At 66.7% G+C, this 15,825-nt stretch carries 6 protein-coding genes; 2 read left to right on the forward strand and 4 right to left on the reverse strand.

The window, feature by feature from the left end; genetic code table 11:
- Positions 1-203 precede the first annotated feature (203 nt).
- From map to glnE, 4 genes are all read right to left on the reverse strand, one after another.
- On the reverse strand, positions 204-971 hold the full coding sequence (gene map, locus FBX97_RS00040) for a type I methionyl aminopeptidase (RefSeq protein ID WP_141828228.1): 768 nt from the start codon (positions 969-971) through the stop codon (positions 204-206).
- 155 nt (positions 972-1,126) lie between these two features.
- Positions 1,127-4,036 carry a TonB-dependent receptor domain-containing protein gene (locus FBX97_RS00045; protein WP_255517381.1) on the reverse strand — a complete coding sequence of 970 codons (2,910 nt, stop codon included), beginning with the start codon at positions 4,034-4,036 and terminating at the stop codon, positions 1,127-1,129.
- Positions 4,037-4,592: 556 nt separating this feature from the next.
- The gene (locus tag FBX97_RS00050) at positions 4,593-7,502 is read right to left on the reverse strand and encodes a TonB-dependent receptor domain-containing protein (RefSeq protein ID WP_141828230.1); all 2,910 of its coding nucleotides are present in this window, start codon (positions 7,500-7,502) and stop codon (positions 4,593-4,595) included.
- Between the two features lie 113 nt (positions 7,503-7,615).
- Complete coding sequence (gene glnE, locus FBX97_RS00055; protein WP_141828231.1) at positions 7,616-10,387, reverse strand: bifunctional [glutamate--ammonia ligase]-adenylyl-L-tyrosine phosphorylase/[glutamate--ammonia-ligase] adenylyltransferase; 2,772 nt, start codon at positions 10,385-10,387, stop codon at positions 7,616-7,618.
- A gap of 220 nt (positions 10,388-10,607) precedes the next feature.
- Between glnE and FBX97_RS00060 the strand changes: the two genes are divergently transcribed.
- Together FBX97_RS00060 and FBX97_RS00065 are read left to right on the forward strand one after the other, a co-directional pair.
- Positions 10,608-14,894, forward strand: a complete 4,287-nt coding sequence (locus FBX97_RS00060; RefSeq protein WP_141828232.1) for a YhdP family protein — start codon at positions 10,608-10,610, stop codon at positions 14,892-14,894.
- Positions 14,891-15,697, forward strand: coding sequence for a carbon-nitrogen hydrolase family protein (locus FBX97_RS00065; RefSeq protein WP_141828233.1), 807 nt, complete (start codon positions 14,891-14,893; stop codon positions 15,695-15,697). Before FBX97_RS00060 ends, FBX97_RS00065 begins: the two co-directional genes overlap by 4 nt.
- Positions 15,698-15,825 lie beyond the last annotated feature (128 nt).

Here is a 15,825-nt window from a genome sequence, read left to right on the forward strand (position 1 = left end):
AAGTGTTGGGGGAGTATTTACATGGTGGCGCGTTTCAGATTCAGTAAATACATATATTGGTGAAATTTTATTGAACGGTCGGCTGCAGTAAATGTGTCATAGGGAGCCAGGCAGGATCGGCGGGTGATCGAGCTGCCATGAAAAAAGCCGGTCATGTCGACCGGCTTCCTTTGTGGGCGTGTCGCTGCGGTGTCAGCCGAAGTTCAGCCCGCCTTGGGCCACGGCGTCAGGATCTCGAACCCGTTCTTCGTCACCGCGATCATGTGTTCCCACTGCGCCGACAGCGAGCGGTCGCGCGTGACCACGGTCCAGCCGTCGTCGAGCTGTTCGACGTCGGCTTCGCCCAGGTTGATCATCGGTTCCACCGTGAAGGTCATGCCTTCCTTCAGCAGCAGGCCGGTATTGGGGCGGCCGTAGTGCAGCACCTGCGGTTCTTCGTGGTAGACCTTGCCGATGCCGTGGCCGCAGTATTCGCGCACGACCGAGTAGCCGGCCTTCTCGGCCAGGGTCTGGATCGCGTGGCCGACGTCGCCCAGGCGCGCGCCCGGACGCACGGTGCGGATGCCGGCCATCATGGCGTCGAAGGTGGTGTCGACCAGCTTCTTCGCTTCCGGACTCGGGGTGCCGGCGAAGTACATGCGGCTGGTATCGCCGTGCCAGCCGTCCTTGATGACGGTGACGTCGATGTTGATGATGTCGCCGTCCTGCAGGATTTCGGCCGCGTTGGGGATGCCGTGGCAGACCACGCCGTTGACCGAGGTGCACAGCGTCTTCGGAAAGCCGTGGTAGCCGACGTTGGCGGGGGTGGCCTTCTGCACCTTGCGAATGTACTCGTTGCAGCGCGCGTCGAGTTCCTCGGTCGAGACGCCGGGCACGACGTATTCGGAGATCATTTCCAGCACCTCGGCAGCCAGGCGGCCGGCGACGCGCATCTTTGCAATGTCTTTTTCGTTCTTGAGTTTGATAACCATGGATATGCTGTAGTGGTTGCCGGAACGGTACGCCGGCCTGCGCGTATGATAACCGGCGCGCGCGAAACAGGGAGGGGACGCTGCATCCCGGCGCAGTGCGCTCCATGAAAAAACGCCCTTGCGGGCGTTTTGAACCGGGATGCGGTCGACGTCGATCAGAGCTTGACGCGGATACCGGCGTACCAGCGGCGGCCGATCGGATCGTAGGTGCCGGCATTGGTTTCGGTGCCGGTGGTGTCGCCGTACAGGCCGCTGATGATCGGCGGCGCCTTGGTGTCGAAGGCGTTGTCCAGGCCGAAATAGAGCTGGGTTTGCTTCATCAGCTGGTAGGACAGTTGCAGGTTCGTGTAGGTGCGCGAACCGACCTTGACCGAATTGGGCGGCAGGTCGAAGCCAGCCAGGAACTGGTCGTCCAGCGCCGAACGGCCAATGTAGTTGAACGTCACATTCGCATCCAGCTGGTTCCACTTGTAGCCCACGTTCAGGTTCGCCTTGTTCTTGGCAGCACCCACCTCACCCGCGTACGGGTCCTGCGCTTCGCCCGGCAGTGGGATGGTGTAGTTCTTCTTCACGTAGGTGTACGCCAGGCGGGTCGCCAGGCGACCCGGACCGACGCGATCGTTCCAGGACGCGGTCAGGTCGATGCCTTCGGTAGCCAGGCCGCCGCTATTCGACACGGCGGTGTCGATGTAGCGCAGCGAGCCCGCGCTGTTCTGGCCGGTTGCGGTCGGACGGCGGGTGATGAACTGGCACATTGCCGGGCTCGAGCCGTCGTAGCAGGCGCTCAGCGCGAACGAGCGCGGGGTCGACACGATGGCGTCGGCGATCTTGATGTTGAAGTAGTCGGCCGTGAAGGTGACACGCTGGAGCATCGGCACCGAACGCGGAGTCCAGACGACGCCGACGGTGGTCGAACGGCCTTTTTCTGCCTTCAGGTTCGGATTGCCGCGGTTGAAGCCACTCACACCCTGCTGGTCGGACTGGTTGATGGTGAAGGCGCCGTTGGCGGCGATGTTCGCGGCTACGCCCGGATCGGCACGGCAGCGCGCATCGTAGGTACCTTGCGAGTTCGCGGTCACGCCCACGCAAGGGTCGGTCAGACCGGACGGGAAGTCCTGGCTCGGTGCCTGGTACAGTTCGTTGATGTTCGGTGCGCGGGTCGACAGCGAGCGGGTGCCGCGGAACTTGAGGTCGTCGATGAGCGCCCATTCGACGCCGGCATTCCAGCTGTTGGTGCTACCGACCGACGAGTAATCGCCGTGACGGAATGCGCCATGGACGGTCAGTTCCTTGACGAAGGGCTTGTCCTTCAATAGCGGCACGCGCGACTCGACGAAAGCTTCGCGCACGCTGAATTCGCCCTTGGTCGGCGGGGTGGCGTTGCCGGCGTTCAGGCCGGCCTGGGTCAGTGCGTCCGGGGTCGATTCCGAGAATTCCTTGCGGAATTCGACACCGGCAGCGATGCCAAGAGGGCCTGCCGGCAGGTCGAACAGGTCGCCGTTGATCTGGCCGCCGGCCAGTTTCTGGGTAGTGCGGGTGGTCAGCGAGCCCGGCGCGTTGACGTAGGCCAGCGCTTCCGGAGTGATGCTGTTGTAGCCGAACACGTTGATCGGTACGCAGCCCTGGGCACGCGCGTTGGCGTCGGCACACACCACGTTGCCGCTCGAATCGGTGACCGCATCGAGGGCATTGCGGAAGTTCAGTACGTTGACCTGGCCGCTCGTCTGCTGCGCTTCCTTGTTCTGGCCGTATGCGACATAGGCCTCGTAGTTCCAGTCTTTCCACGCGTGGAAGTCGCCCTTCACGCCAGTGGCCAGACGGAAGGTGTCGCGGTCCACGGTGTTGTTGCGGGTGCCGACTTCGGACAGGCGGCGGGTGAAGCTGTAGTCAGGAATGCCGTCGCCGTCGATGTCGGTGATGCGGTCGTACAGGTATTGCGGCACGATCGGGTTGCGCACCAGGCTGCCGTTGACGATTCTGCCGGCCGGTACCAGGCCGCCCGAATCCGGGAAGATATTTTCCGAGCTCAAGGCGAATGGCTCGATGACGCTGGCTGCACGGGTTGCCGCGTAGGTACCTTCGAGGAAGGCGGTGTGATGCTCGCCCAGCTTGCGCTCGCCGTTGGCGGCCAGCAGGAAGCGATCGACCGGCACGGCGATCGACCGGTAGTAGGAGCGGTTGAAGCCGGTGGCTTCCCTGGTGGCAGTGCCATTGGTCGACCAAGGAATGACGTTGCCGGCCTTGTCATAGGTGTAGTTGCCGGCAAGCGTAGGGCCATAGAAGAAGCGGCCTTGCGGTGCGTAGCTCGAGTAGTACGGACGGTCGGCGATGAAGGCGTCCGACGCCAGGCCGGTGCTCAGCATGCGCGAGTTCTGGTCGACCGCCGATGCCTCGCGGTCGCGCGACCAGACTTGGCCGTCGCGGGTGAAACCCAGGTGGCCCATCAGGAAGCCGTCGTCGTTGCTGCTGCCGAAGGTCAGCGACAGCTTGCGCTTTTCGCTGTCGCCCTTCGAGCTTTCGCCACCCTGGGCGTCCAGCAGCAGGCCGTTGAAGTTACGCTTGGTGATGATGTTGACCACACCAGCCACCGCGTCCGAACCGTAGGCCGCGGACGCGCCGCCGGTCAGCAGTTCGACACGCTCGATGAAATCGGTCGGGATCGCGTTCAGGTCGACCGCGGAGTCGCCGGGCACGCCCGAGACGAAGCGGCGGCCGTTGACCAGCACCAGGGTACGCGAGCTGCCGAGGTTGCGCAGGTCGACGGTGGCGACGCCGACACCGGCGGTTGCGAATGCCGTGTTGGTACGGCTGTAGCCCGGCGTGCCCAGAGTCGGATTCTGCAGCAGTAGCTCCTGCAGGTTGTTGGTGCCCGAAGCGGCGATATCCGCGGCACTCAGCACCTGCAGCGGCGACGGCGAGTCGGCATTCGGCGACGCGATACGGGAACCGGTCACCTCGACGCGCTGCATGGCGGCTGGCGCAGACTGAGTGTCCTGTGCGTAAGCCGACTGCGCCGCAATGGCGACGCCGCTTACGCAGATCAGGCGGATTGACCGGGACAACACTTTTTCCATCATTGCATGACTCCTGGGGGTTAGGGCACAGCAGTAGTTATGGCCGCAGGCATGTGAACGCTGCGGCGATTTTCAAAACGATGCTTGTCGCATTGCTTTGCAATATGGCAATAGAATCACTAGCGCGGAGGTATTGTCAACCGACTCATGTACATATCATGTACATATCGTGAATTGTTGCAATTATGCGTAATTACAAATGTCAACAAAACATAGACTTATCGTACAAAGAAAAGTCATCCTGCCCTGGACTCAAGACGAAGCGGCTGTAAATCCAAGGTATTTTCGCGTATTGACTGTGTCAGGTAAGACACATATTGGCGCGATTTTTGCACTACAACGGTGCACTTGAAGAGACAGAGACAGACGAGGATGGCATATCCAGGGAGGCGATCATGGGTTGAATGCTGCAATTTGGTGCGGTGGCAAGCGAGTGCGTCCACTCTGAAGGCCACTGCAACAAAATTTCTAAATTGCGAGAATAGCAACGATGTACATGTTGCGAGTCCGGCATGCGGCGACGGACTATGCTGGCGGTCATCGTGAACTAGAACGACTGGTTGTAGCGCACATAGAAAAAGCGGTCGATCGGCCGTTCCGGATCCACCGCCGAGGACGACGAGGCGCCGCCCAGCGCGCTGCCGGCATCGTAGACGATGGTCGGCTTGCGGTTGAACACGTTGTTGGCGCCGGCCAGCAGGCGCGCCTTCCACGGCAGCGCATAGCCGATCGAGAGGTCGCTGTAGACCATGGCGCCAAGGCGGTTGTAGCCGGTGCCCCAGCTGGTCTTGTCATTCGGGTTGCTGCACTCCTGGTTGAGCGGGGCGCTCCAGCAATGCACCTTGATCTTGCTGTAGTAGCGCGAGGCCAGGGTGGCGCTCCAGTTGCCCAGGCTCCAGTCGAGCGCCAGGTTGGACTTGACCCGGTTGTAGCCGTATTCGCCGGCATAGTGGAGCGGGGCGGCAGTCACGGTGCTGCGGGTATCGTACTTGTCGACGTAGGTCGTCTCGGTGCGGATGTTGAACTGGCCGAGGCGGGTGCGCGGCAGGCGGTAGGCCAGGCTCAGGTCGATGCCCTCCGTCGCCAGTTCGCCCAGGTTCAGGGTGCCGCGCGACAGGCTGGCGATCTGGCCGGTTGCCGGGTCGCGCCGGATGCGATCGCAGAAGGCTTGCACGTTTTCGATGTAGCACTGGTTGATCTCGAACACGGCGCTGACCGTGGTGATGCGGTTCTTCACCCGGATGTCGAACCAGTCGAGCGCCACCGACAGGCCGCTCAGCCAGGACGGGCTGTAGACCAGGCCCAGGGTGCGGGTGGTCGCGGTTTCCGGCTGCAGCGCGCCGTTGCCGAAGCCGACGTCGAAGGGCACCGGGGTCTGCGCGCCGGACGCCGGCACCGGGGCGCCGGCCTGGTTGACCTGGCGGAAGGTGACCGGCACCCCGGCCGCGGTGCAGCGCGCCTTGACCGCCGGGTTCCTGGCGGCTTCGCCATACAGGCTGTCGCAGGCGTCCAGGTAGGAGTCGTAGCCCTGCGAGCCGCCGCCGAAGCTGTCGGCCAGCGCCGGCGCGCGGAAGCCCTCGGCGTAGGTGGCGCGCACCAGCAGGTCGCGCACCGGTTTCCACAGCAGGCTGGCCTTGCTGTTGGTGGTGCTGCCGAAATTGCTGTAGTCCGAGTAGCGCGACGCGATGTCGAGTGCCAGGCTGCGCATCAGCGGCAGGTCCTTCAGCAGCGGGATGTTGAATTCCAGGTAGGCTTCGCGCACGCTGTACTTGCCGATCGTGGTGTTGCCGGCCAGGTCGCTCGAATAGCCCGACTGCTCGAACTGGCCGGGCCGGTCCTCGCCGCGCACCGAGCGGTGTTCGAGGCCGGCCGCCACGCCGAGCGCACCGGCCGGCAGCGTCAACAGTTCGCCGGTGATGTCGGCGGTGGCGCTGTTGACGGTCGAGCCGTAGGTGGCCTGGCCGACCGACATCACGTAGTTCAGTGCCGCCGCGGTCGAGGCCGACGGGCCGCCCAGGATGTCGAAGGGTACGCATTCGGCGAGCGCGATCGGGGCCGCCGGGGTGCCGCACTGGACCACGCCGCCGGCGTTGCGGAAGGACGGGCCGAGGGCCTTTTTCAGGTTCAGCAGGTTCAGGTTGCCGGTCGAGCGCACGTCGCCGTGGATGGTGCTGTGGTTGTAGCCCAGGTTCCAGGTCCAGGGCCGGTCCAGCAGCGAAAAGCCGCCTTCGAGCACGGCGTCGACGTGCAGGGTGCGGTTTTCGTTCTCGCTCACGCGCGGCACTTCGATCGTGCGGCGGTAGAAGTACAGGTCCTGGCCGGGACCGGTCGCGCCGATGCCCTGGCTGCCGTAGGGATTGTAGTAGCTGTTCCTGTCGATATACACCGGGAACTTGAGCTGGGTTTGCGAGTTGAGCGGGTAGCCGGCCACCTGGCGCGACGACAGGCGGTCGGCCAGCATTGCGGTGACGGTCAGGCGCGTGTCCTGCGGCAGCGCGATGCTGCCCTTGGTGAACAGGGTCGTCAGCCGGGTCGGCGAGGTGAACATCATCTGCTGGGTCGAGTTGAACAGGTCGGCGTCGGCGTTGGCATAGGTATGGTAATTGAGCCGGTTGCGGCTGTCGCTGCCGGTGCCGCTGCCGTCGTAGCTGCCGGTATGGTTCAGGTACTGGTTGAAGCCGCTGGCGAAACCGTTGGCGGCGACCTGGCGGATGCGCCCCCAGGGACCCTGGCCGAACCCGGAATTCAGGTGCGCCGGGCCGTTGGTGGTGGCGGTGACCTCGCGGTCCTTGGCCCACACCGCGCCCAGGTCGCTGTAGCTGAGGCCGAACATGATGCTGGCGCGTTCGTTGCCGGCGCCGTAGCTGAGCGACAGGTCCTTGCTGCGGCCGTCGCCGAGTTCGTTGCGGCCGGTGTAGGCGCTGGCCTGGCCGCCTTGCACGCTCTTTTTCAGGATGAAGTTGACCACGCCGGCGATCGCATCCGAGCCGTAGATCGCCGAGGCGCCGTCCTTCAGGATCTCGATGCGCTCGATGAAGGCGGAGGGAATGGTCGAGACGTCGGTGTAGCCGGCCACGGTCGTGGTCCAGCGCTTGCCGTCCACCAGCACCAGCAGGCGGTTGGCACCCAGGTTGCGCATGTTGATGAACTGGCCGCCCTGTTCGCGGCTCGCGCCCAGCGTCGAGCCGCGCGAGAACGCCGGCGTGCCGGCCACCGACAGGTTATTGATGATCTCGCCCACCGTGACCAGCCCGGTCTTCTGGATCTGTTCCTGGGTCATTACCTGCACCGGCTGCGCCGTTTCCAGGTCGACCTGGCGGATGCGCGAGCCAGTGACCTCCACCCGCTGTGGCGCATCGGTGGCGGTGGCGGCGGTGACGGCCTGCGCCTGGGCCGGCGGCAGGGCAGCCGGCAGGGTGGCACACAGGCCGAGCGTGATCCTGATATGTCGTTGCATGAAATCCTCTCTGAAGGACAGCACACTGCACGTATGTATCAGATCACTACGTATTGACGAGTGTCAATGCAAGGCAAATACTTGTGACACGCCCGGGGTAAAAAACAACACGGTCACGCGCCGAAGCAACTGTGCCACAGGCGCATCACGACCTCGGCATGCGCCGCCACCAGCGCCGGATCGACGCGCGCATTGTCCTGGCCCTGCAGGCGCACCTGGTGCTGGAGGCGGCGCAGCGCGCGGTAGGCGCTGGCCGTGTCCTGGGCCAGGCCCCTGTCGATCAGGTCGAGGTCGCCGCACAGGCGCAGCAGGGCGATGTTGCCGCTGTTGGCCGTCAGCTGCGGATAGTGCGCGGCGTAGCGCAGCACCAGGTACTGGACGATGAACTCGATGTCGATCATGCCGCCGGCGTCCTGCTTCAGGTCGAAGCGGCCGCTGTGGTTCGGGTGGGCGCCGCGCATGCGCTGGCGCATGTTGACGACTTCCGTGCGCAGCCGGTCGGCATCGGCCTCGCGGTCCTGGCGCAGCACGGCTTCGCGGATCGCCTCGAAGCGGGCGCCGATGGCGGCGTCGCCGGCGCAGAAGCGCGCCCGCGTCAGCGCCTGGTGCTCCCAGATCCAGGCCGAGGCGCGCTGGTAGCGCTCGAAGGCGTTCACCGACGACACCAGCATGCCGCTGGCGCCGTCCGGCCGCAGCGCGGTGTCGATGTCGAACAGGATGCCGGCCGGGGTGTGGGTGGTCATCCAGGTAATGAAGCGCTGGGCCAGCTTGGCGTAGTTGGACGGCGCCAGGTCGTCGTCGTCGTCGAACAGGAAGATGACGTCGAGGTCGGACACGTAGCCCAGTTCCTTGCCGCCCAGCTTGCCGTAGGCGATGACGGCGAACTGCGGCACCTCGCGGTGGCGGCTGGCGATCGTGCGCCAGGCGCGCTGCACGGTTTCGCAGACGATCAGGTCGGCCAGCGCCGACAGGTGGTCGGCCAGGCGCTCGACCGAGAGTTCGCCCGCCAGGTCCAGCGCCAGCAGGCGGAACATCTGGGCGTGATGGGTTTCGCGCAGGATGTCGAGCTGGCGCTCGGTGTCGCCGTCGGCGGCGTCGAGCTGGTTCTTGAGACTGGCGGCCAGTGCCGGCAGGTCGTCGGCGAAGCTGGCGGCGCTGTTGCCGCGGTCGTCCAGCAATTCGTCGAGCAGGATCGGGTGCTGGGTCAGGAAGGTGGCGGCCCAGCCGCTGGCGTTGATCATGCGCAGCACGCGCTCGAGCGTGTGCGGATACTCGGTCAGCAGCGACAGGTAGGCCGAGCGGCGCGCGATCGCTTCGAAGAAGTCGAGCAGGCGGCCGAGCGTGGCCGCATGGCTGCCGAGCCCGCTTTCCTGCACCACGGCGGCGATCTGCGGCAGCGCCGCGTTGACCAGCGCTAGCAGCCGGTTGCGGCTGGCTTCGGGCAGGGTCTGCAGGCGCGGCGCCTGCCAGGTCGCGACCAGGCGCCCGGCAGCGGCTTGCGGGTCGTCGAAGCCGAGGCTCGCCAGGCGGTCGGCGATGGCGCCGCGGTTGTCGGCATCGCTGGTGGCATCGATGATCGAGGCCTCGGGGTCGACGTTGTCGGCGCCGGCACTTTTATCGGCGAAGATGGCGTCGAACTGGGCCGCCACGAAGGTACGCCATGCGTCCAGGCGCGCCAGCAGCGCCGCTTCGTCGTCCAGGCCCATCATGCGCGCCACCGTGTGGCGGTCTTCGGGCGAGACCGGCAGGGTGTGGGTCTGGGCGTCTTCCAGGTACTGCAGCCGGTGTTCCAGGTTGCGCAGGAAGGTATAGGCGTCGAGCAGCTGCTGGACGGTGTCGGCGGTGAGCAGCTCGCGCTCGGCCAGCAGCCCCAGCGTCTTGCGGGTCGAGCGTTCGCGCAGGGCCGGGTCGCGGCCGCCGCGGATCAGCTGGAACACCTGGGCCAGGAATTCGATCTCGCGGATGCCGCCGCGGCCCAGCTTGACGTTGTGGCTGCGTTCCGGATGCAGGCGCTCCTGGCGGTTGACCTCGGCGCGGATCTGGGCGTGCATGGTGCGGATCGCATCGATCACGCCGAAGTCGAGGTAGCGCCGGAACACGAAGGGGCGGACGATGGCGTCCAGCGCGGCAATATCCTGTGGGTCGCCCGTGACTGCGCGCGCCTTGACCCAGGCATAACGTTCCCATTCGCGCCCTTGTACGATCAGGTAGTCCTCGACCATGTTCAGGCTCGCCGCAAGCGGACCCGACTTGCCGTTGGGGCGCAGCGCCATGTCGACGCGGAAGGTGAAACCGTCTTCGGTGATTTCCGACAGGGCGGCGATCAGCTTGCGGCCCAGGCGCACGAAGAACTCGTGGTTGGACAGGCTGCGTTGTCCCGGGCCGGCAGCGGTGTCGCCATCCTCGGGGTAGACGAAGATCAGGTCGATGTCGGAAGACACATTGAGCTCGAACCCGCCGTGCTTGCCCATGGCCAGCACCATCATCTGCTGGGGCCGTCCGGATTCGGCGCCGACCGGCATCCCGTGGGTCGCCGTCATCTCGGCCATGAGTTCGGCCAGGTGGGCCTGGACGGCGAAGTCGGCGAAGCGGCTCATCGCGGTGACGACTTCGTCGAGATCGGCCTGGCCGTCGAGATCGCGCTGGATAAGCCCGCAGATGAGGAGGTTGCGCAGGCGGCGCATGGCGCGTCCGAGCGGCAGCCGGGTGCCGTGCGGGCCGGCGGCGGCTTCGTGCTCCAGCGCTGCGCCGAGATCGAGCCGGGCCAGCGATAATGCTGTCAAGCCGGCCAGGCGCGCAGCGCGCGCCGGATCGGCGGCCAGCCAGCGCTGATAAAAGCGCGACAGGGTGGCGAGGGAAGCTTCAGGATTGACAACAGTATTCATGACGCGGATCCAGACGAGTTATGCGTTCCGGGACGCTTGCTATGCGGTAAAATTGCCCGCCTGCCCAGGTTGGCATGATGTTAAGGGAGTTGATGCCATAGTTGCAAATTGTTGCAATCGGTTTATAGGCACATCTTCATTGTACGAATAGTCTGAATCTGCGCGACACGGAAGCGACATTACCAAAGTTACATAGCGGCGAGTCTTTTTGAGCATATTGATGCACGACCCGGAACAGCAGGCAGCGCGCGCACGGCAGGCGGGGCGGGAATCCGCCCATGCCGGCGCCGGCACGCCTGTCGCCGACGACGGTCTTGCCGATGCCGCAGCCGAGGACGCGCACGCGGTCGAGGCGCACGCCCACCTCCCGCTGGCCGAACGCTGGCGCCGCCTGCGCACCGCCTACCGCTATGCCAACCTGGCCTCGCACCACGTGCTCGGCTTCACGCTGAAGGCCGGCCTGCTCGTCTATTTCGCCTTCATGCTGCTGTTCCTGGGGCTGCGCTACGCGATCCTGCCGAACATCGACCTGTACAAGCCCGACCTCGAGCGCGCCGCCAGCCGCGCGCTCGGCAACCCGGTCACGATCGCCCGCGTGTATGCCTCGTGGCGCGGCCTGCACCCTAATTTATATCTCGGCGACGTGCGCCTGCACGACCGCGCGGGGCGCCAGCTGCTGGCGCTGCCGTCGGTATCGGCCACGCTGTCGTGGTGGACCTTCGCCGCCTTCGAGCCGCGCTTCGAATCGCTCGAGATCAACCGTCCCGAACTGGACGTGCGCCGCACTCCAGATGGCGTGCTGCAGGTGGCCGGCGTGCGCCTGGACAGCAAGAAAGAAGAGGGCGGCGGCGGCGACTGGCTGTTCCGCCAGCGCGAGATCGTGATCCGCGAAGGGCGCATCGACTGGACCGACGGCCTGCGCGGGGCGCCGCCGCTGGCGCTGCGCGACGTCACCCTGGTGCTGCAGAACAACTGGACCGCCCACCGCTTCGCCCTCAAGGCCACGCCGCCCGCCACGCTCAGTGCCCCGCTCGACGTGCGCGCCCGCTTCACCCATCCGGCCTTCGGCGCGCGCCCGTCGGACACGCTGCGCTGGAAAGGCGAAGTCTACGCCGACCTGCGCAATGCCGACCTGGCGGCCTGGAAAACCTATCTGGCCTACCCGTTCGCGCTCGAGCGCGGGCGCGGCTCGGTGCGCGCCTGGCTGAGCTTCGACCAGGCGCGCCTGGCCGGCTTCACGGCCGACCTCGGCCTGGCCGACGTCGGCGCGCGGCTGGCGCCGGATGCGCCGCCGCTGGAGCTGGCCCGGGTCAGCGGGCGCCTGTCGGCACGCGAGGAAATCCGCCCCGGCGCCGGCGAGGGCAAGCCAACCTTCGGCGCCCTCGGACACACGGTCGGCATCGAAAACTTTTCGGTGGTCATGCGCGACGGCACGGTGCTGGCGCCGGCCACGCTGTCGGAATCGTGGCGGCCCGCCACCCGCAACCGCCCCGAGCGCGTGGAAGTGCGCGCCGACCGCGTCGACCTCGGCGCGCTGGCCGCGCTGGCGGCCCAGATGCCGCTCACGCCGGCCCAGCGCACGCTGCTGGCCGAACTGGCGCCGCGCGGGCGCCTGCTCGACGTCGACGCCGAATGGGAAGGGCGCCTGCCGCACCCGAGCGCCTACCGCGTGCGCGGCCAGGCCGAAGGACTGGGCATCGAGGCGCTGGCGGCCCAGGCCGAGCCGGCCCGGCCCGCCATCCCCGGTTTCCGCAACCTGTCCGGCAGCATCGACGCCAGCGACCGCGGTGGCAGCGTCACCCTCGATTCCAGCCGGCTGGCGCTGGCGCTGCCGGCCTGGTTCGCCAATCCCGACATGGTGTTCGACCAGCTCGGGCTGCGCGCGCGCTGGTCGTGGCCGCAGGACGACCGGCTGCTGGTCGAGGTCGACGGCATGAACTTCAGCCAGGGCGCGCTCAAGGGCACGCTGTCCGGCCGCCACCTGCTCCCGCTGGACGAGGCGCATGCGATCAAGGGGCCGGGCAGCGCGGACATCAATGCCACGATCGACAACTTCGACATCGCCAGCATCGGCCGCTTCCTGCCGCTGGCCACCCATGAGGGCTTGCGCGACTGGCTGACCGGTGCGCTGCAGGGCGGCACCCTGCACGACGCGCGCCTGCGCCTGCGCGGCGACCTGGCGCACTTCCCGTTCAAGGGCGACAGCGCTGCCGAGCGCGCGCGCGGCGAATTCCGCGTCAGCGGGCGCATCGAGAACGGCAAGCTGGAGTATGCGCCGGCGCACCGCCAGCCCGACGGCAAGACCCCGCTGTGGCCGCTGGCCGAAAACATCAACGGCAGCATCGTGTTCGACCGCGCGCGCATGGACATCCACGCCGACACTGCGCGCACCCTCGGCATCGCGCTCAACAACGTGCGTGCCACCATCCCGGAACTGGGCTCGCACGAATCGGTGCTCGACATCGACGGCAACGCCGCCGCCGCCCTGCAGGACCTGCTGCACTACGTGGCGGTGACGCCGGTGCTGGAGTGGATCGGCCACTTCACCGAAGACACGCGCGCCACCGGACCGGCCAAGCTGGGCTTGAAGCTGCACCTGCCGCTGGCCAACCTGCACGACGCCAAGGTGCAGGGCGCGCTGCAGCTGCAGAACAACGACGTTACCCTGTTCCCCGAACTGCCGCCGATCCAGGCGGCGCTGGGCCGGGTCGAGTTTTCCGAGCACGGCGTCAACCTGAACGGCGTCGGCGCCAGCTTCCTCGGCGGCCCGCTGGTGCTGTCGGGCGGCACCCAGCGCGAGGGCGGCATCGTGATCCGCATGGCCGGCACCGCCACCGCCGACGGCATGCGGCGCACCCGGTCGCTGCCGGCGCTGCAGCGCCTCGGCGCCAAGCTGTCGGGCGGGGCGCGCTTCGGCGGCAGCGTGACCGTCAAGGACCGCGCGACCCAGATCGTGCTCGACTCCACCCTGGCCGGCCTCGGCGTGGACTTGCCGGCGCCGCTCAACAAGCCGGCCGCCGACGCGCTGCCGCTGCACTTTACCCTCACCGGCCAGCCGACCGGGCTTGATGGCGTCGGCCACGACGAGATCCGCATCGGGCTGGGCAGCACGGTGGCGGCACGCTACGTGCGCGAGCGCCAGCCGCAGAAGCCCTGGGTCGTCAAGCACGGCGGCATCGGCGTCAACGTGCCGGCGCCGGAGCCGGACAGCGGCATGATGATCAACGTCAACATGAAGTCGATCAACGTCGACCGCTGGCTGGCCGCAGGGGCCGAGATCGCCGGGCAGGGGAGCAACGAGCATGCGGCCGGCACCGCCGCAGCAGAGAGCGCCGCTACCGGCCCGGGCATGGCCCAGTACGTGATCCCGGATACCATCGGCGCGCGCGCCGCCGAACTGATCGTCGGCGAGCGCCCGCTGCGCAACGTGGTGGTCGGCGCCACCCACCAGCCCGGCATGTGGCAGGCCAGCATCGATTCGCGCGAAGTGGTCGGCTACGTGACCTGGAACGAATCGCCGACCGGGCAGGGCCTGGGCAAGGTGACGGCGCGCCTGGCCTCGCTCGACATCCCGGAATCGACCGCCAACGAGGTCAAGGACCTGCTCGAATCGAACAAGGGCGCCAGCGCCAGCATCCCGGGCCTGGACATCGTGGCCGAGCGCTTCGAACTGTTCGACAAGCAGTTCGGCCGCCTGGAACTGGTCGCCAGCAACGCCCAGGCGCTGGCCGGGCGCGAATGGCGCATCGACAGGCTGGCGCTGACCAATCCGGACGGCCAGCTGAAGGCCAACGGCCGCTGGCTGGCGCGCGACGGCCGCAGCAATACCGCGCTCAACTTCAAGCTCGACATCAGCGACGCCGGCCGCCTGCTCGACCGCCTCGGCTTCCCCGGCACTTTGCGCCGCGGCAAGGGGCAGCTGTCGGGCGACGTCTCCTGGTCCGGCCTGCCGTATTCGCTCGACATCCCGAGCCTGTCCGGCCAGATCCAGATGAACGTCGAGGATGGCCAGTTCCTGAAAAAGGACCCGGGCGCGGCCAAGCTGCTCGGCGTGCTCAGCCTGCAGATGCTGCCGCGCATGCTGAAACTCGATTTCCACGACGTGTTCTCGGAAGGCCTGGCCTTCGACGGCATCACCGCCAACGCCCTGATCGCGCGTGGCGTGCTGCGCACCGACAACCTCAAGATGCACGGCGTCGCGGCCACCGTGCTGATGGACGGCAGCGCCGACATCGCCAACGAGTCGACCAACCTGCACGTGGTGGTGATTCCCGAATTCAACCTCGGCACCGGCCCGCTGGTGTACGGTCTCGCGGTCAACCCGGTGATCGGCCTGGGCAGCTTCCTGGCGCAGCTGTTCCTGCGCGCCCCGGTCATGAAAGCGCTGACCTATCACATGCAGGTGACCGGGCCGTGGAAATCGCCGTCGGTGGTCAAGCTCGACAACCGGTCGCTGCCGCCGACCGCCACGGCACCGGCCGCCACGTCTAAAAAGGAAAAACAATGAACGAGCAATCTATCGTTGCAGCCGTGCAGATGGTCTCCAGCCCGGTGGTCGAGGAAAACATCGCCACCGCGCGCCGCCTGATCGCCGATGCCGCCGCCACCGGTGCGAAGCTGGTGACCCTGCCCGAGTACTGGCCGATCATGGGCCGTGCCGACACCGACAAGGTGAGCCACGCCGAGCAGCCGGGCAGCGGCCCGATCCAGGATTTCCTGGCGGCCCAGGCACGCGAACACGGCATCTGGCTGATCGGCGGCACGCTGCCGCTCGTCTCCGACGACGCCGGCAAGGTGCTGAACACGACCCTGGTGTATGACCCGCAAGGGCGCCCGGTCGGCCGCTACGACAAGATCCACCTGTTCGGCTTCAACAAGGGCACCGAATCCTACGACGAGGCGCGCACCATCGTGCCGGGCACCACCGTCGGCGCCTTCGAGGCGCCGTTCGGCCGCGTCGGCCTGTCGATCTGCTACGACCTGCGCTTCCCGGAACTGTTCCGCGCGATGGGCGAGTGCGCGCTGATCGTGGTGCCGGCGGCGTTTACCCACACCACCGGCAAGGCGCACTGGGAAGTGCTGCTGCGCGCCCGCGCGATCGAGAACCAGTGCTACGTGCTGGCCTCGGCCCAGGGCGGCCTGCATCCGAACGGCCGCCGTACCTTCGGGCACAGCATGCTGGTCGACCCGTGGGGCGAGGTCAAGGACGTGCTGGCCGAAGGCGAGGGCGTGGTCAGCGGGACGATCGATGCGGCGTTCCTGGCGCAGGTGCGCGAGAACCTGCCGGCGCTGAAGCACCGCAAAATGTGATTCCGGCATTCGCTGGCGACATCACGTAGGGTGGGCACCACGTGCCCACGCTACGTTGTTGCAAATTCCTCATATATATAGCGCGGGCGTTCCCCCTCCGGTACGAACCAACTGGATATGGCACAATG

Source organism: Herbaspirillum sp. SJZ107, from assembly GCF_006715485.1.
In the GTDB taxonomy this organism is placed as follows: domain Bacteria; phylum Pseudomonadota; class Gammaproteobacteria; order Burkholderiales; family Burkholderiaceae_D; genus Telluria.